This window comes from Streptomyces boncukensis (assembly GCF_011045075.1).
GTDB lineage: Bacteria > Actinomycetota > Actinomycetes > Streptomycetales > Streptomycetaceae > Streptomyces > Streptomyces boncukensis.
The window spans coordinates 1-17,144 of sequence record NZ_JAAKZZ010000112.1 but is presented as its reverse complement, the minus strand read 5'-3'; the positions used below and the strand labels follow the sequence as shown (position 1 = coordinate 17,144).

Below are 17,144 nucleotides of genomic sequence, written 5' to 3'. Positions count from 1 at the left end.
GCGCGGACACCCTCGACTACGTCGCCCTCGGCGACAGCTACAGCGCCGGGTCCGGCGTGCTCCCCCTCGACGCCGGGGCGCCGCTGCTCTGCCTGCGCTCGTCCCTCAACTACCCCCACCTGCTCGCCCGGCAGACCGGTGCCCAGCTCAAGGACGTCACCTGCGGCGCCGCCCAGACCAAGCACTTCACCAGCTCCCAGTACCCGGGCGTGGCCCCGCAGCTGGACGCCCTCTCCCGGGACACCGACCTGGTCACCCTCACCATCGGCGGCAACGACAACAACACCTTCATCGGCGCCATCGTCGCCTGCGGCACCGCCGGAGTGGCCACCGGCGGCAACGGCAACCCGTGCGAGAAGCTGTACGGCGACAAGTTCACCAAGGACATCGACGCCAAGACGTACCCCGCGCTCAAGGAGTCCCTCAGAGCCGTCAAGAACAAGGCCCCCGACGCTCGGGTCGGCATCCTCGGGTACCCGTGGATCGTGCCCGCCGAAGCGGACCGCTCCTGCTTCGCGAAGATGCCGGTCGCCGAGGGCGACGTCCCCTACCTGCGCAAGCTCCAGGCGCATCTGAACGGCGCGATCGAGCGCGCGGCGAAGGAGACGGGCACCACCTACGTCGACCTGTCCCGGGCCTCCGAGGGCCATGACGCCTGCCGTCCGGCGGGCACCCGCTGGATCGAGCCCGTCCTGTTCGGCACCAACTTCGTCCCCGTCCACCCGAACGCGCTCGGCGAGGCGAAGATGGCCGAGCAGGCGAAGGAGGCGCTGGGCCTGGGCTGAGCCCCTCCCCCGCCGCGGCCCCGCCCGCGCCGCCCGGCTCAGGCGGGCCGCTGGTCGTGATGGTCCTGGGGGAGGAGGTGCCGCCGCCCCCAGGACCCCAGCGGGGCCAGCGCCTCGTTGAGGGAGACCCCGAGCGGGGTCAGCGAGTACTCGACCCGGGGCACCGTCTCCGCGTACGCGGCGCGCCGTACGATGCCGTCCTCCTCCAGCTCCCGCAGGTGCGCCGTGAGGACCTTCTCGGTGACACCCGGGAGGGCCCGCTTGAGCTGGCCGAAGCGGAGGGTGCCCGCGTCGTCCAGGGCCCACAGGATCAGCACCTTCCACTTGCCGCCGACCACGTCGATCGCCGCGTCGATCCCGCACACATACTCATCTCGCCTGGACATGCCCCCATCCTAGAGAGCGCGCCCGCCTGGACTGCACCGGAATGTCTTGCTCCGGCAGCAGCGGCGCCGCAGGTTGTTCCGAGCACGCCGAACCCGTGGCACACCTTTCCGCCGCCCCCCTAGCCTGGGGGAACGCGAGACGAAGGACCGTTGACCGTGTACCGCGCGGGCCGCCGAATCCGCAGCACAGACCCGGCTTCACGCCGCGGCACCGCCCGTACCCGCGTCGCATCCAGCTGAGGAATGTGTGCATCGGGGGGAACTGAGCACCATGTACAGCATCATCGTGGTTCAGCGGGATCAGCAGATTCGCCTGGCGCCCGGCGAGCACCTCGGATTCGGACGGCGGCAGCGGGCCGCCGCGCTCCGCAACGAGCCCGCTCCCGCCCGGCGCTGGTTCAGCATCCCGCACGACGGCGTCTCCCGCCGGGCGGGAGTCATCATCGCCAAGGGGGACTACTGGACTCTCAGCAATCTGAGCCGTCACCAGACGTATGTCGTCGAGAACCCGGAGGGCGCGGGCGAGCACATCAAAGTCGCACCGGGCCGGGCCGAGGCGCCGGTGCCCTTCGAGTTCGCCCGGGTGGTGCTCCCCGCGGCGGACGAGCTGCTCGCCTTCGACGTCTGGGCGCCGCGGCACAACTACCACACGGACCCGGACACGAACCCGGACGGCGGCGACGCCGAGCAGGGCACGGCGGAGCAGGACGCGGCCGAGCAGCACACCACCGCACCGGCCTTCCCGCTCGACCGCTCCAAACGGTACTTCCTGGCGCTCGCGGCGCTGTGCGAGCCGCGGCTGCGCGGCCAGCCGTACGCGGCGCTGCCCACCACCCAGCAGCTGCTCGCCCGGCTGCGCCCGGTGTGGCCCACCGTCAACCGCACGGCGCTGCAGTGGAACATCGACTATCTGGCGCTGAAGCTGCGCCTCAGCTCGGCCCCGGCCGAGCACGACACCAGAGGCCGGCACAACGGCAAGAAGGAGACGCTGGCGCTGCTCGCACTCCGCTTCGACCTCGTACACGAGGACGACCTCACCCTGCTCAGCGGCGGGGAGTGCCGCCGGTGACCCTCTGCGTACCCACCGGATACCGGGTCGGGGCGTGGGAGGTCGGGCCGCGGATCGCCACGGGAGCCTTCGCCGGCGTCTACGCGGGGCGCCGGGTGGCGCACGCCCCGTGGCTGCCCGCCTCCGCCGCGCTCAAGTTCGTCCCCACCGGCACCAGCACGCCACGGCAGCTGCGCCATCTGCGAGAGCTCGTCGAGCGCGAGGTCCAGGTGCTCAGCAGGGTGCGCCGGCCGCGGCTGATCAGAATGTACGAGACGCTGACCGTGGACGACCCCTCCAGCCCGGAGCTGGACGGCGCCACCGTGCTGGTCCTGGAGCGCGCCGAGCGCTCCCTGGACGTCCTGCTGCGCCGCGCGCACCCGGCGCCCCCGGCGCTGCTCACCCAGATCTGCGAGGGGCTGGCCCAGCTGCACCAGGCCGGGTGGGTGCACGCCGATCTCAAGCCGGGCAACGTCCTGCTGATGGCCGACGGCAGCGTCCGCCTCGCCGACTTCAACCTCACGGCCGAGCTGGACGGCACCCACGGCTACGTACCCGCCTTCCGCACGGCGCGGTTCACCCCGCCCGAGCTGCTGTGGGCGGAGGCCACCCCGCGCGGGCACCGGATCCGCAGCACCGCGGACATCTGGGCCTTCGGCATGCTGGCGCACCTGTGCCTCACCGGCACCACGCCGCTGCCCGGCGCGACGCCGTCGGACGCGCTGGAGGCCGCCGCCCGCTACGCGCGCGGCGACGCGCCGCTGCGGCTCTCGCCCGAACTCCCCGCTGCCTGGCGGGGGATCGTCGCCGACTGCCTCGCCCCCTCGCACGAGCTGCGCACGGCGCACGACGCGGAGAGCCTGCTGCTCCGGGTGGCCCGCGCCGAGAGCCGGCGGCGGGTGCCGCGCGATGCGCCTCGGCTGCCCGGGGTGTCCCGGGAGCCCCGGGACGCCCGGCCCGCGCCGCCGCCACCGGTCCGGCCCGGGGGCCCTGGCGGCCCCGGTGCGTCCGGAGCGGCCGGGACCGGCTCCGGCTCCGGCTCCGGTCTCGGCTGGCGGGTGGCGGCGTCCGCTGCGGCCGGGTCGGCGCTGGCCGCGGCGCTGCTCGCCGCCGTGCGGCGGCGGAGGCGGATGCGCTAGGACTTGCCCTGCGGATCTCGCCGGGTAGGGGCTGCCCCTCGCTGTTCGTCGCAGGGTGCGGGTGCTCTGCGGTTGCGCGGCGCGCAGTTCCCCGCGCCCCTGGCGGAGCAGCACGTCCAAGGGCCCCGCCCGGTCGGCCGGGCGGGGCCCTTCGTTCCTGGGGCCGTCAGCCCCTGAGGGCGCCCTTGACCCACCTGGCGTTGTGCCAGCCGGTGTTGAACTTCTTGTAGCCGTACGTCTTGTACGTGTGGGTGTGGTAGCCCCCACCGAGCCGCTTGAAGATGGCCTTGCCGTACACGGGCTTGCCGTTGACCCGGGTGTCCCGCACGAAGCCGTGCATCCGGTAGCGCTTCTTGCCGAGCACCTTGCACTTCCGGTACTTCATGTAGCCGTTGCCGTTGGACAGCTTCAGCTTGTAGACCTTGCTGCAGGCGATGCGCTTGGGCGCGGCGACGTGGCTGGAAGCGGAGTCGGCGACAGCCGCAGCGGGCCCCGCCAGAGCGGTGGCGCTCACGGTCGCGACACCGACGATCGCCATGCGTGCCTTCTTCATGAACTCTCCTAGTCGCGCAGTCCGGGCGGCCGAACCGCCCCCCGTTCGATGCGCTGCCAGCATCCGCGGAAACCGCCGGGCCCGTAACCTCGCAACTGTCAGGTTCGCAACACCGCCCCTGGTGTCCTGGAGGTAACCACCCACTGTTTTGTGCGTACTTGATCATGAACCGGGCGGCCAGCAGCCTGGAGGGCATGGATACGGACACTGCACACAAGACCCCCGTCACCCTGCTCGGCCTCGGCGACATGGGCGCGGCCCTCGCCCGCACCTGGCTGGCCGCCGGCCACCCGCTGACCGTGTGGAACCGCACCCCGTCCAAGGCGGAACCGCTGCAGGCGTACGGGGCGCGCGTCGCCGCGACCCCCGCCGAGGCGGTGGCGGCCTCCCCGCTCGTGATCGCCTGCCTGCTGGACGACGCGTCCGTCGAGGACGCGCTGAAGGACGCCGAGCTGGCGGGGAAGGACCTGGTGAACCTGACCACCGGCACCCCCGGTGAGGGCCGGGCCCGGCGCGGCTGGGCCGAGCGGCGGGGCGCCCGCTTCCTGGACGGCGGGATCATGGCCGTCCCGCCGATGATCGGCGTCCCGGAGTCGGGCGGCTACGTCTTCTACAGCGGTTCCGGCGCGCTGTACGAGGAGCACCGTGCGACGCTGTCGGTGCCGGCGGGCGCGGTGTACGCGGGCGAGGACGCGGGGCACGCGGCCCTGCTGGACGTGGCGCTGCTGAGCGCGATGACGGGGATGTTCGCCGGGATCACACACGCGTTCTCCCTGGTGCGCGGCGAAGCGGGCAAAGAGGGCGAAGAGGGCATTTCACTCGGGGAGTTCGGGCGGCTGCTGGCCGACTGGCTCGGCGCGATGAGCGCGAGCACCGGCGAGATGGCCGCCCAGTTGGAGAGCGGCGACTTCACCCAGGGCGTCGTCTCCAACCTCGCGATGATGGTGCAGGGCAACGAGACGCTGCTGCGGACGGCGCGGGAGCAGGGCGTGAGTACGGAGCTGTTGACGCCGTACACCGACCTGATGCGGGAGCGCCTGGACGCGGGGCATCCCGACGAGGGCACCGCGGGCACCGTCGACCTCCTGCGCCGGTGACGGTGCGTCGACAGCGCCGACCGCGCCCCGCACGGGGCCGCCCCTATCCGGCCTCCGCCGACTGCGGGTCCGCCTGGGCCGGGGGGCGCCCCGGATCACCGGGTGATCTGCCCAGATGGTGGAAGACGAGGTTGAGGGCCACCGCTGTCACGCAGCCCGTCGAGATGCCGGAGTCCAGGATGATCTTCGCGCTCTCCGGGAACGCGTGGTAGAAGTCCGGCGCCGCGATCGGTACGGTGCCGACCGCCAGCGAGACCCCGACGATCAGGACGTTGCTGTCCTGGTCGAGGCCCGCCTTCTGGAGGGTCTGGATGCCGCTCGCGGCGACCGAGCCGAACAGGACGACGCCCGCGCCGCCCAGCACCGGCTGCGGCACGCAGGCGACCAGGGCCGCCGCCACCGGGCACAGGCCCATCACGACGAGGATCCCGCCGCCCGCCGCGACGACGAACCGGCTGCGGATCCGCGTCATCGCGACGAGCCCGATGTTCTGGGCGAAGGCGCTGCACACGAAGCCGTTGAAGAAGGGGCTGACGAACGACCCCGCGGTGTCGGCGCGCAGGCCCGCCGCGATGGTCCGCTCGTCCGCCGGCCGCTCGACGATCTCGCCGAGTGCCAGCATGTCCGCGGTGGACTCCGTCATCGACACCAGCATCACCACGCACATGGACACGATGGCGGCGAGCGCGAACTGCGGGGCGCCGAAGTGGAAGGGGGTGGGGAAGCCGACCGGGTCGGCCTCCCGCAGGGCCGTGAAGTCCGCGATGCCGACGGGGATCGCGATCAGCGTGCCCGCCAGCAGCCCCAGCAGCACCGCGATCTGCTTGACGAAGCCCCTGGTGAACCGGCGCAGCAGCAGGACGATCAGCAGGGTGAGGCCCGCCGTGCCGATGTTGGCGCCGGCGCCGTGGTCCGGGGCGTTCGCGTCGCCGCCCTGCGCCCAGTTGAAGGCCACGGGCATCAGCGAGAGCCCGATCAGGGTGATGACGGTGCCGGTGACGACGGGCGGGAAGAAGCGGACCAGCTTGCTGAAGAACGGCGCGAGGACGAAGCCGAGCGCCGCCGCGACCATCGTCGCGCCGAAGATGACGGGGAGGGCGTCCTCGGGGCCCTGCGCCTTGTTGATGGCGAGCATGGGCGCGACCGTGGCGAAGGTGACGCCGTTGACGAACGGCAGCCGGGCGCCGATCTTCCAGACGCCCAGCGTCTGGAGCAGCGTGGCGATGCCCGCCATGAAGAGGCTGGCGCCGGTGAGGAACGTCAGTTCGGTGACGGAGAGGCCGACCGCCGCCCCGATCACGAGGGGCGGCGCGACGACGCCCGCGTACATCGCGGCGACGTGCTGGAGCCCCGTGGTGAACAGCTTCAGGGGCGGCAGCCCCTGGTCGACGGGGTGCTTGGACTGCGGCTGCGGGAACGAGTCCGCCACTGCGGCCTCCTGTCGATGTCCGGTGCCCCAGGGCGGGCACGCGCTGTCCGGGAGGTGGTGCCGTGGTGCGCATGGTGCTGCTGGTGCCCCTGCGAGGGCAGGAGGGTGAACCGGCCGGGAGCCGTCCCTCCCGGCCGGTGGTCCGATGCGGCGGCGCCGTGCCCGGGTCAGCTCCCGGCGATCCGGGCCAGCCGGTCAGCCTGCGTCCGCGCGTCCCGTGCGATCCCGTCCTCGTCGACGGTGACCAGCCGGCCGCCCTCCACCACGGGCCTGCCGCCGACGAGGGAGAGGGTGACCGGGGCCGGGGCGCCCAGCACGAGCGCGGCGACCGGGTCGGCGATCGAGGAGTGGCCGAGGCCGTCCAGCTTCCACAGCACCGCGTCGGCGAGTTTGTCCGGCTCCAGCGAGCCGGTCTCGGCGGCGCGGCCGAGCACCTGGGCGCCGCCGTGGGTGCCCAGGCGCAGCGCCTGGCGTACGGTCAGCGCCCGCTCCCGGTGGGGGCCGAGGCGGTTGATCAGCAGCGCGTTGCGCAGCTCGGTGTGCAGCTCCCCCGACTCGTTGGACGCGGTGCCGTCCACGCCGAGCCCGACCGGGATCCCGGCGGCCAGCATGTCCGGCACCCGGGCGACCCCGGCGGCCAGCCGCGCGTTGGAGGAGGGGCAGTGCGCGGCGCCGGTGCGGGTCCGGGCGAACGCCGCGATGTCGGCGTCCGTCATATGGACGCAGTGCGCCATCCACACGTCCTCGCCGAGCCACCCGGTGGACTCGAAGTAGTCGGTCGGGCCCATGCCGAACAGCTCGTGGCAGAACTTCTCCTCCTCCGCCGTCTCCGAGCCGTGCGTGTGCAGCCGTACGCCCTTGCGCCGGGCCAGCACCGCCGCCTCGCGCAGCAGTTCGGTGGAGACGGAGAACGGGGAGCAGGGCGCGACGGCAACGTGCAGCATCGAGCCGGACGAGGGATCGTGGTGGGTGTCCACGGCCTCCTCGGTGGCCCGCAGTGCCGCCTCGGTGGACTCGACGGCGAAGTCCGGCGGCAGCCCGCCGTCCGAGGCGCCCCGGTCCATGGAGCCGCGCGCGGCGGTGAACCGCACGCCCAGCTCGCGGGCAGCGCGGATCCCGGCGCCCAGCAGGTCGCCGCTGCCGCGCGGGAAGACGTAGTGGTGGTCCATCGCGCAGGTCACCCCGCCGCGGGCCATCATGGCGAGGGAGCCGCGCGCGGCGGCGTACACCATCTCCTCGTCGATGCGGGCCCATGTGGGGTAGAGGGCGACGAGCCAGTCGAACAGGTTGGCGTCCTGGGCGAGGCCCCGGGTGAGCCACTGGTAGAAGTGGTGGTGGGTGTTGACGAGGCCGGGGGTGAGCAGGTGCCCGGTGCCGTCGACGCGGCGGGTGACGTGCTCCAGGTCCGCCGGCGCCCTGCCGGGGCCGACGGACTCGATGCGGTCGCCCCGCACGACCAGATGGCCGTCGGCGTACTCGGTGCCCTGCCCGTCGACGGTCGCGACGGAGCAGCGCTCGATGACCGTGCGGGGCGCGGCGTCGGAATGCTGTGCCATGGTGGGGTCCTCGCTCGGGCTACAGGTTGGTCAGGTCCACCGGGATGCGGGCCCGTGCCCCGTCCCGCAGGACCGTCGCCTCGATCAGGCCGTAGGGGCGGTCCGCCGCGTGGTAGACGGCGCCGTCCTTGGCCTGATTCTCGATCCCGCAGAAGGACAGGTCCTGCTGGAAGTGGTGCTTGTTCGGCATCGAGAAGCGGATCTCGTCCAGCTCGGCGCGGGACTCCAGGACCCGGGAGCCCATCTGGTAGAGGGTCTGCTGGAGGGAGAGGGAGTAGGTGTCGGCGAACGCGCGCAGCAGGTGCTCCCGGGTCCGGGCGTAGCAGGCGTCCCAGTCCGGCTCCGGCTCTGTCTCCCGCCCTGTCTCCGGCTCTGTCTCCGGCTGGGCCGCGCCGCCGTCCCAGGAGTGCCGCCACCAGGAGGTGACCGACGTGGCCAGGATGCGGTCGTAGTCCTCCCGCAGCGTCGTGTACCGGTCCTTGATGTAGCCCCAGAACTCCGAGGCCGTGGTGTTCATGACGGTCAGGTCCTTCAGACCGCTGAGGACCTCGAAGCCCTCCCCGTCGTAGGTGATCTGCGCCAGCCGGGTCTCCCGGCCCGTGCGCACGAAGGAGTGCGCGTGCTCGCCGGCGCCGGGGGCTATCCGCTCCCAGGCGTACTCCTCGACCCGGATGCGGGCGCGCTGGATCGGCTCGGTGCTCTCGACGAAGTGCCGGGCGAGCAGCAGCCCGAACGCCTCGGCGGACGCGATGCCGTGCTCCTTGGCGAAGGCGTACACGGTGTTCTTGGCGGTGTCGGTCGGCAGCACATGGGCGTTGGAGCCCGAGTAGTGGACCTCGTCCAGGTCGCCGCTGAGGGCGACGGAGACGCTGAGGTCCTTGATGTGGTGGGTGTCGCCGTCCCGCACGACCTTGACGAGGCGGTTCTCCGCCTTGCCGTACTGGTTCTGGCCGAGAATCGTGGGCATGTGGTGTCAGCTCCCTCGGTACACGGAGTAGCCGAACGGGTTGAGCAGCAGCGGCACGTGGTAGTGCTCCCCGGCGCGGACGGCGAAGGCGACCGTCACCTCCGGGAAGAAGGCGCCGCTGTCCCGTAGCGCGGGGGCGTCCTGCTGTGCCTCGGCTTGTCTGCCTTGCGCGGTGAGGTACGGCTCCGTCTCGAAGCGGAGCCGTACCTGGGTGGTGCCCTCCGGCAGCGCCGGAAAGTCCGTGCAGCGCCCGTCGGAGTCGGTCGTGGAGGTGGCGTGCCGGGGCCAGTCCCCGCCCCGGCGCACGGCCAGGTGCACCGTGACGCCGGCGGCCGGGCGGCCGGTGCTGGTGTCGAGGATGTGCGTGGACACGGACGCCGCGCCCCCGGTGCCGTCGCTGCTCCCGGTGCCGTCGCTGCCGCTCATGCCGTGGGTGCTCCTTCCTCCGCGAGACGGGACAGCCGGATACGATTGATCTTCATCAGCTCCTGCCGCACGATCTCCCGCTCCCGTTGCGGGGAGTTGTCGATCCTGTCGCGGACGGCGTCCCGCAGCTGCCCGCCGGTGAGCCCGGTGGCGCAGATCAGGAACACATGACCGAACTTGTCCTGGTAGGCCAGGTTCAGCTCCAGCATCTCCGCCCGGAGCGCCTCGGGCGCCCCCGCCATGCCGCGCTGTTCGCGGCCGGAGACCGGATCGCCGGGCTTCGGGCGGCCGATCGGCGGGTGCCCCGCCATGGCCTGGTCCAGCCCCTCGTCGGTGAGCGCGGCCGTGGCCTCGTCACTCGTGTGCAGCAGGGCCTCGGCGGTGCCGTAGGGGCGGTGGGCGAGCAGCGCGCTCCCCCAGGTCCGGGCGGCGCACATCTCGTGGAGCGCGGCGCGCGCCGCGCCCTCCTCCGCGGTGTTGAACCAGATCAGACCTGGCGGCTGGCGCGACATCCCGGGACCTCCGTGGCCGGTGCTGTGCGGGCTGGGGAACAGCTAAAGACCCCGGGGCACATCCCGTCAACACTTTGTTGAACTCTTTTCACCATCCCGGAAGATGAAAACCGCCATCCGGAAGGATGGCGGTCCCGGTCCCCTTCCGGTTCAGCCGCCCTTCGCGGCGTTCTCCCGGTTGAGGTAGTTGTAGACGGTGAAGCGGCTCACGCCCAGCGCGGCGGCCACCGTCTCCACGCCGTGCCGCACGGAGAACGCGCCCCGCGCCTCCAGGACCCGCACCACCGACTGCTTGGTCCTGCGGTCCAGTTCCGCCAGCGGCATGCCGTGCCGCCGCTCCAGCTCGGCCAGGATGTGATCGAGGGAGTCGGACAGGTGCGGCAGCCGCACCGCGACCACGTCCTCGCCCTCCCAGGCGAGCACCACATCGTCGCCTTCCGCCCGGTCCGGCACGACCAGTTCGCCGCCCATGGCGTCCACCAGCGGCTTGACCGCGGCGACGAACGGGTGGTCCGGGGTCGCTGCGCTCATCGGCCGGCGTCCTGACCGACCACGTTGACCTGGATCGAGACCCGGGTCGCCCCGGCGTCCAGCGACTCGCGGAGCAGCCGCTGCACGGTGCCGAGCACCTGCTCGGCACCGCCCTCCGCCGTGTTGCCGAACGGGCCGACGTCCACCGCGTCCAGCCCGGCGCCCTCGACGACCTCCCGGGACACCAGCGCATGCGCCGGAGGCTCGTCCAGATCGAACGGCTCGGTCGTGAACTCCACTCGCAATCGCTGCATGGCCTCACACTAGTGCCGTGTCCGGCGGAGCATGGTTGCCCTCTGTCGGGGCAGCCGGGTCGGGGCAGCCCCTGCCCGTGTCCTGCGGTCTGCGGCCGGGTTGTGGTTGCTCGCGCAGTTCCCCGCGCCCCTGAAGCGCCCCTGCGGGGCGCCAGGGCGCGCCCCGCAGGGGCGCGGGGAACTGCGCGACCGGCCACAACCCAGCCGCGGACTGCAACGCACCGGCAGGGGCAGCCCCTGCCCAGCAAGATCCGCCGGTCACGGCACTGGGCCGTGGCCGGGCACGGGGATCAGCCGAGCTCGCCGAGCACGTCCCGCAGAAAGTCCAGCGTCTCCTCCGGCTGATACGCCTCCGCGCACAGCCGGTCCATGATCAGGGTGTACTGGTCGACGTCGGTCCGCTTGTCCAGATAGACGGCACTGGTCAGATGCTCCAGATACACCTTGTCCGGCAGGTCCGGGTCCGCGAACCGCAGGATCGTGACCGACGAGCCGGCCGCTGCGGCGGTCACGCTGAACGGCGCCACCTGGAGCGTGACATTCGGCTGCCGCGCCACCCTCAGCAGATGCTCCACCTGGCCGCGCAGCACCTCGCTCCCGCCGAACGGGCGGCGCACCGCCGCCTCGTCCACCACCGCCCACAGCATCGGCGCGTCCGGCCGGGTGAGCAGCTGCTGCCGGTCCATCCGCAGCCGCACCAGCCGGCCGAGCCGGCGCGGCGAGCTGCCCGGGTAGCCCAGCCGGCTGATGGCGTACGCGTACGCCTCGGTCTGCAGCAGGCCGGGGAGGAACTGCACCTCGTACGAGCGGATCATCGACGCCGCGTCCTCCAGGCCGAGGTGCAGCTCGAACCAGTCCTCCAGCACGTCCGAGTACTGGTGCCACCAGCCCGGCGAGTTGGCCTGCTCGGCGAGCGAGAAATACCCCGCGCGCTCCTCGGCGTCCAGCACGCCGTACAGCGTGAGCAGATCGGCCAGGTCCCGCTGCTTGGAGCCGACCTGGCCCCGCTCCAGCCGGGTGATCTTCGCATGCGAGCCGCGGATGGCCCGGCCCGCGTCCTCGCGGGTGATCTCCCGCTCCTGGCGCAGTCGGCGCAGCTTCGCACCGAGCACGATGCGCAGCGCCGTCGGTCCGGCTTGCTGCGGGGTCGGCTCACCGATCGGCTGCGGCAGAGCGGGCATCACGGGCTCCCGGGGCTGGCTGGATGGTCCATTATCCGACACCGGGGTCCCGGCGCGCTACGAATACTCAGCGAATCCGAAAGAATACGCACGCTCAACTCGCCTCCCTTCCAGGCGGGGTGAGAACGTGTCATACAAGACGAAGGGGTACGGCGATGGCCACGATGGACGAGAGCGCCGAAGAGCGGGACCTCGGTCTCGACCGCCACCACAGCGCGCGGATCTACGACTACTTCCTCGGCGGCAAGACCAACTTCCCGCCGGACCGGGAGGTGGCCGAGAAGCTGCTCGAAGCCTTCCCCGGCTTCCGGCACGCCGCGCGCACCAACCGCGCCTTCATGCACCGTGCCGCGCGGCTGCTCACCGAGCGCGGCGTACGGCAGTTCCTGGACATCGGCACCGGCATCCCCACCCCGCCCAATCTGCACGAGGTGGCGCAGGGCGTGGCACCGGACACCCGGGTGGTCTACGTCGACAACGACCCCATCGTCCTCGCCCACGCCCGCGCCCTGCTCACCGGCAGCCCGGAGGGGCGCACGGCCTATGTGGAGGCCGACATCACCGATCCGGAGTCCATCCTCGCCTCGCCCCGGCTGCGCGACACCATCGACCTCGCGCAGCCCACGGCGCTGTGCCTGGTGGGCCTGATGCACTACATCACCGACGAGGAGGACGCGTACGGCATCGTGGAGCGCCTGGTCGCGGCGCTCGCGCCGGGCTCGTACCTGGTGTTCTCCCAGTGCACGCCGGACTTCGCGCCTGAGGAGTGGGAGCGTGCCATCGAGGTCTACAAGGCGGACGGCGGCAGCGCGCAGGTGCGCGGCCGGGAGGAGATCAGCCGGTTCTTCGCCGGACTGGAGCTGATCGAGCCGGGCATCGAGGTACCGCACCGGTGGCACCCCGACCCGGACTCCTCCGGAGTGACGCACCTCGCGGACGCAGGCGACATGGACGACGCGCTGGTGAGCGTGTGGGCGGGGGTCGCCATAAAGCGCTGAGCGCGCTCCCCTTCGGCTTGCGAATCCGGCTTGCGACAGGGCCCCGGGCGGTTCGCCCGGGGCCCTGTCGCGCCCGGGGGCCTTGACAGGGGTGCGATCCGCGCAGCAATCTTTTTCAGTAAGCAGAATATGTTTTCCGCATAATGAAAGATCAGCGAACAGTGGAAGGGAGCCAGGCCACCGTGCGGTACACCGTCAACGCCTCGATCCTCCTCACCGAACTACCGCTCCTGGAGCGCCCCGCGGCGGCGGCCGCCGCCGGGTTCCGCGCGATCGAGCTATGGTGGCCGTGGCCGGACGACCCCACGCCCGAGCAGGCCCGGCTCGACGCGCTGCGCACCGCGCTGGACGACGCCGGGGTCCGGCTCACCGGCCTGAACTTCTACGCCGGCCAACTGCCCGGACCCGACCGGGGCGCGCTGTCGATCCCGGGCGAGGAGTCGGCGAAGTTCCGCGCGAACGTCGAGGTCGCCGCCGAGTTCGCCCGCTCCGTCGGCTGCCGCGCGCTCAACGCGCTGTACGGCAACCGGGTGGACGGCGTCCCGGAGGAGGAACAGGACGCGCTGGCGCTGGAGAACCTCGCGCTGGCGGCCCGCGCGGCGGACCGCGCGGGCGCGGTGCTGCTCGTCGAGGCGCTCAACGCGCCCGAGTCGCCCCGCTGTCCGCTGGTGAGCGCCCCGCGCGCGATGGAGGTCGTGGAGCGGGTGAACGCCACGACGCGCCTGGACAACGCGCGCTTTCTGCTGGACCTCTACCACCTGTCGATGAACGGGGAGGATCTGGAGCGGGTCATCGACACCTGCACGGGCAGGACGGGCCACGTCCAGATCGCCGACAACCCGGGGCGGGGCGCGCCCGGCACCGGCTCCCTGGACCTGCCCGCGCTGCTGGAGCGGGTGGGCAAGGCGGGGTACGACGGCTGGGTCGGCCTGGAGTACAAGTCCCCCGAGGGCGCCGACCCCTTCACCTGGCTCCCCCGGGACGCGCGCGCGTCCTAGTGCCGTGACCGGTCCCAGCGGGTGCCCGTACCCGAGAACCCCCGACGAAAGGCAGCGCACATGCCCTCCTCGTACGCCCCCGGACACACCAGGCTCACGTTCATCGGCCTGGGCATCATGGGCGCCCCCATGGCCCGCAACCTCGTCCGGGCCGGATACGACGTCACCGTCTGCAACCGCGACCACGCCAAGGCCGAGGCGTTCGCCGAGGACGGCGCCAGCAGCAGCGCCCCCGGCATCGCCGCCGCGGTGCGCGACGCGGACGTCGTCATCACCATGGTGCCCGCCTCGCCCGAGGTGGAGGAGGTCGTCCTGCACCCGGACGGCGTCCTGGACCATCTGAAGCCCGGCGTCCTGCTCATCGATATGTCGACCATCACCCCGCAGACCTCCGTGCGGGTCGCCGAGGCGGCGCGGGCCAAGGGCATCCAGGTGCTGGACGCCCCCGTCTCCGGCGGCGAGGCGGGCGCCGTCGAGGGCGTGCTGTCCATCATGGTGGGCGGCGACCAGGAGGCGTTCGACGCCGCCCGCCCGGTCTTCGAGGCGCTCGGCACCACCGTCGTACGGTGCGGCCCGCACGGCGCGGGCCAGACCGTCAAGGCCGCCAACCAGCTCATCGTCGCCGTCAACATCGAGGCCCTCGCGGAGGCGGTGGTCTTCCTCGGGAAGTCCGGCGTCGAGCTGTCCGCCGCGCTCGACGTGCTCGGCGGCGGGCTCGCCGGATCCGCCGTCCTCGCCCGCAAGAAGGACAGCATCCTCGCCGGGGACTTCCGGCCCGGCTTCAAGGTCGACCTGCACCACAAGGACCTGGGCATCGTCACCGACGCCGCCCGCGCGGTCGGCGCGGCCGTGCCGGCGGGCGCGCTGGTGGCCCAGCTGGTGGCCGCGCTGCGCGCCCAGGGCGACGGCGGCCTCGACCACGCCGCGCTGGTGCGCGGCGTCCAGCGCCTCTCGGGCGAACCGCCGCAGTCGAACGCCTGACCAAGAAGGAGCCCGCATGCCCCGTATGACCGCTGCCCGCGCGGCAGTCGAGATCCTCAAGCTCGAAGGCGTGGACGCCGCGTTCGGCGTGCCGGGCGCCGCGATCAACCCCTTCTACGCCGCGCTCCGCGCCGCGGGCGGGGTGCACCACACGCTCGCCCGGCATGTCGAGGGCGCGTCCCATATGGCCGAGGGGTACACACGCGCCCGGCAGGGCAACATCGGCGTGTGCATCGGCACCTCGGGCCCCGCGGGCACCGATATGATCACCGGGCTCTACTCCGCGACAGGCGACTCGATCCCCATCCTGTGCATCACGGGCCAGGCCCCCACCGCAGTGCTGCACAAGGAGGACTTCCAGGCGGTCGACATCGCGGCCATCGCCGCGCCCGTCACCAAGAAGGCGACCACCGTGCGGGAGGCGGCGCAGGTGCCCGGCGTCTTCCAGGAGGCGTTCCACCTGATGCGGTCGGGGCGCCCCGGCCCCGTCCTGGTGGACCTGCCGCTGGACGTGCAGCAGACGGAGATCGAGTTCGACCCGGAGACGTACGAGCCGCTGCCCGTGTACCGGCCCGCCGCCACCCGCCGGCAGATCGACCGGGCGATGGCCATGCTGGAGGCCGCCGAGCGCCCGCTGATCGTCGCCGGCGGCGGGGTCGTGGGCGCCGAAGCCTCCGCACTGCTGGTCGAGTTCGCCGAGCTGACCGGGGTGCCCGTGATCCCGACCCTGATGGGCTGGGGCACCGTGCCGGACGACCACCCGCTCAACGCCGGCATGGTCGGTCTGCAGACCTCGCACCGGTACGGCAACGCCACGTTCCTGGAGTCGGACTTCGTACTCGGCGTCGGCAACCGCTGGGCCAACCGGCACACGGGGCAGCTCGCCGCGTACACCGAGGGCCGGACCTTCGTCCACGTCGACATCGAGCCGACGCAGATCGGGAAGATCTTCGCGCCGGACCTGGGGATCGTCTCCGACGCGCGGGCAGCGCTCGCCCTGTTCACCGAGGCAGCGCGCGAGCTGCGGGACGCGGGGCGGCTGCCGGACCGCACCGCCTGGGCGGCCGCGGCGCGGCAGCGCAAGGCCACGATGCGGCGCCGCACCCACTTCGACGACGTGCCGCTGAAGCCGCAGCGCGTCTACGAGGAGATGAACCGGGCCTTCGGACCGGAGACCGTCTATGTCTCCACCATCGGCCTCTCGCAGATCGCGGGCGCGCAGTTCCTGCACGTCTACCGCCCGCGGCACTGGATCAACTGCGGGCAGGCCGGGCCGCTCGGCTGGACGGTGCCCGCCGCGCTGGGCGTGGCGACGGCCGCCCCGCACGCCGATGTCGTGGCGCTCTCCGGGGACTACGACTTCCAGTTCATGCTGGAGGAGCTGGCGGTCGGGGCGCAGTTCCGGATCCCGTATGTGCACGTGCTGGTGAACAACTCCTATCTGGGGCTCATCCGGCAGGCCCAGCGGAACTTCGACATGGACTACCAGGTCCAGCTGTCCTTCGACAACGTCAACGCCCCGGAGGTCGGCGGCTACGGCGTGGACCATGTGCGGGTGGTCGAGGGGCTCGGCTGCAAGGCGCTGCGGGTGACGCGGCCTCAGGAGCTGCTGCCCGCCTTCGAGGAGGCGCGGAAGCTGGCGGCCGACCACCGGGTGCCGGTGGTGGTCGAGGCGGTGCTGGAGCGGGTCACGAACATCGCCATGAGCGGCAGCGACCTGCGGAGCGTAGTCGAGTTCGAGGAACTCGCGACCGAGCCGTGGCACGCTCCGACCGCCGTGACCCCGCACGCCTAGCGCCACGGTGCGGGGGCGCCCCCTGCCGCGCCGGGGCCGATTGGGAGGTCCGCTCCGGTGCTCCCCCGCGCTGGACGGTCCGTGAACTGAGGGGTGGCCGTCCCGCGCGGGGGCACTGTCTCGGCATTCGGCTTCTGATCGGCAACCCCATCGGGGACGATGGAGGGCACCGGCGTTGCCCCCCTCACTTGTGCTGGAGCCGAAGAGATGGCTGAGAGCGTGCTCGTGCGCTGCCCCGTATGCCGTCGCGAGCACACATACACCACTCCGGTCTATCCGTGCCCGTGCGGCGCGCCCGTCACCCCGCCCGTGCTGCGCGCGATGCCGCCGGTCCAGGTCAGACACCGCACCTGGGCGGGCTCCTGGGTCGCGCTGCGGTGCGACGGCTGCGGCAGCGTGGACGAGTGGCCGCAGCCGGAGCTGGGCTGCGAGTGCGGCACCGTGCTGCGGCTCCCCGTCGCCCGCCAGGGCCCCGGCTCCATGCCGGGCGCCGCCCGGTCCCCCGGCC

The 17,144-nt window shown here is 72.5% G+C and carries 17 protein-coding genes and 2 pseudogenes; 9 read left to right on the top strand and 10 right to left on the bottom strand.

Going from position 1 to position 17,144, the window contains the following annotated elements; translation table 11 throughout:
* Window positions 1-785, top strand: a 785-nt coding sequence (locus G5C65_RS13670; RefSeq protein WP_165299073.1) for an SGNH/GDSL hydrolase family protein, incomplete at its 5' end; no start/stop codon positions are given.
* Between the two features lie 38 nt (window positions 786-823).
* On the opposite strand, the gene G5C65_RS13665 is transcribed toward G5C65_RS13670, so the two are convergent.
* Complete coding sequence (locus tag G5C65_RS13665) at window positions 824-1,171, bottom strand: winged helix-turn-helix transcriptional regulator (protein WP_165299072.1); 348 nt, start codon at window positions 1,169-1,171, stop codon at window positions 824-826.
* 271 nt (window positions 1,172-1,442) lie between these two features.
* Between G5C65_RS13665 and G5C65_RS39205 the strand changes: the two genes are divergently transcribed.
* Window positions 1,443-2,240, top strand: a complete 798-nt coding sequence (locus tag G5C65_RS39205; RefSeq protein ID WP_241265770.1) for an FHA domain-containing protein — start codon at window positions 1,443-1,445, stop codon at window positions 2,238-2,240.
* Window positions 2,228-3,166: pseudogene (locus G5C65_RS39200) on the top strand (protein kinase domain-containing protein); the annotation flags it as partial. The gene G5C65_RS39205 and the pseudogene G5C65_RS39200, both read left to right, overlap by 13 nt.
* A gap of 358 nt (window positions 3,167-3,524) precedes the next feature.
* Here the strand turns inward: G5C65_RS39200 and G5C65_RS13655 are convergent.
* Window positions 3,525-3,911: a hypothetical protein gene (locus G5C65_RS13655; RefSeq protein ID WP_165299071.1), complete on the bottom strand. Its 387-nt coding sequence runs from the start codon at window positions 3,909-3,911 to the stop codon at window positions 3,525-3,527.
* Between the two features lie 194 nt (window positions 3,912-4,105).
* On the opposite strand from G5C65_RS13655, the gene G5C65_RS13650 reads away from it, so the two are divergent.
* The gene (locus G5C65_RS13650) at window positions 4,106-5,008 is read left to right on the top strand and encodes an NAD(P)-dependent oxidoreductase (RefSeq protein ID WP_165299070.1); all 903 of its coding nucleotides are present in this window, start codon (window positions 4,106-4,108) and stop codon (window positions 5,006-5,008) included.
* 43 nt (window positions 5,009-5,051) lie between these two features.
* Here G5C65_RS13650 and G5C65_RS13645 read toward each other — a convergent pair whose 3' ends face one another.
* From G5C65_RS13645 to G5C65_RS13610, 8 genes are all read right to left on the bottom strand, one after another.
* On the bottom strand, window positions 5,052-6,437 hold the full coding sequence (locus G5C65_RS13645) for a solute carrier family 23 protein (protein WP_165299069.1): 1,386 nt from the start codon (window positions 6,435-6,437) through the stop codon (window positions 5,052-5,054).
* Window positions 6,438-6,604: 167 nt separating this feature from the next.
* Window positions 6,605-7,993 (bottom strand): 8-oxoguanine deaminase, encoded by a 1,389-nt coding sequence (locus G5C65_RS13640; RefSeq protein ID WP_165299068.1) that lies wholly within the window; start codon window positions 7,991-7,993, stop codon window positions 6,605-6,607.
* 19 nt (window positions 7,994-8,012) lie between these two features.
* Window positions 8,013-8,960: a factor-independent urate hydroxylase gene (gene pucL / locus G5C65_RS13635; protein WP_165299067.1), complete on the bottom strand. Its 948-nt coding sequence runs from the start codon at window positions 8,958-8,960 to the stop codon at window positions 8,013-8,015.
* 6 nt (window positions 8,961-8,966) lie between these two features.
* Window positions 8,967-9,386, bottom strand: coding sequence for a hydroxyisourate hydrolase (gene uraH, locus G5C65_RS13630; protein WP_165299066.1), 420 nt, complete (start codon window positions 9,384-9,386; stop codon window positions 8,967-8,969).
* On the bottom strand, window positions 9,383-9,898 hold the full coding sequence (uraD, locus tag G5C65_RS13625) for a 2-oxo-4-hydroxy-4-carboxy-5-ureidoimidazoline decarboxylase (protein WP_165299065.1): 516 nt from the start codon (window positions 9,896-9,898) through the stop codon (window positions 9,383-9,385). The genes uraH and uraD overlap by 4 nt, the downstream gene beginning before the upstream one ends.
* Before the next feature lie 150 nt (window positions 9,899-10,048).
* Complete coding sequence (locus G5C65_RS13620) at window positions 10,049-10,429, bottom strand: helix-turn-helix domain-containing protein (protein ID WP_165299064.1); 381 nt, start codon at window positions 10,427-10,429, stop codon at window positions 10,049-10,051.
* On the bottom strand, window positions 10,426-10,683 hold the full coding sequence (locus G5C65_RS13615) for a YkoF family thiamine-binding protein (RefSeq protein ID WP_165299063.1): 258 nt from the start codon (window positions 10,681-10,683) through the stop codon (window positions 10,426-10,428). Before G5C65_RS13615 ends, G5C65_RS13620 begins: the two co-directional genes overlap by 4 nt.
* Before the next feature lie 290 nt (window positions 10,684-10,973).
* Window positions 10,974-11,864: a helix-turn-helix domain-containing protein gene (locus G5C65_RS13610; RefSeq protein ID WP_165299062.1), complete on the bottom strand. Its 891-nt coding sequence runs from the start codon at window positions 11,862-11,864 to the stop codon at window positions 10,974-10,976.
* Window positions 11,865-12,028: 164 nt separating this feature from the next.
* On the opposite strand from G5C65_RS13610, the gene G5C65_RS13605 reads away from it, so the two are divergent.
* From G5C65_RS13605 to G5C65_RS13585, 5 genes and pseudogenes are all read left to right on the top strand, one after another.
* Window positions 12,029-12,862: an SAM-dependent methyltransferase gene (locus G5C65_RS13605; protein WP_420903309.1), complete on the top strand. Its 834-nt coding sequence runs from the start codon at window positions 12,029-12,031 to the stop codon at window positions 12,860-12,862.
* 143 nt (window positions 12,863-13,005) lie between these two features.
* The gene (locus G5C65_RS13600) at window positions 13,006-13,860 is read left to right on the top strand and encodes a TIM barrel protein (protein WP_165299060.1); all 855 of its coding nucleotides are present in this window, start codon (window positions 13,006-13,008) and stop codon (window positions 13,858-13,860) included.
* A gap of 60 nt (window positions 13,861-13,920) precedes the next feature.
* Window positions 13,921-14,841 carry a 2-hydroxy-3-oxopropionate reductase gene (locus G5C65_RS13595; protein ID WP_165299059.1) on the top strand — a complete coding sequence of 307 codons (921 nt, stop codon included), beginning with the start codon at window positions 13,921-13,923 and terminating at the stop codon, window positions 14,839-14,841.
* A 16-nt stretch (window positions 14,842-14,857) separates the two neighbouring features.
* Window positions 14,858-16,636, top strand: a complete 1,779-nt coding sequence (gene gcl / locus G5C65_RS13590; protein WP_206441753.1) for a glyoxylate carboligase — start codon at window positions 14,858-14,860, stop codon at window positions 16,634-16,636.
* Window positions 16,637-16,843: 207 nt separating this feature from the next.
* Window positions 16,844-17,144: pseudogene (locus G5C65_RS13585) on the top strand (hypothetical protein); the annotation flags it as partial.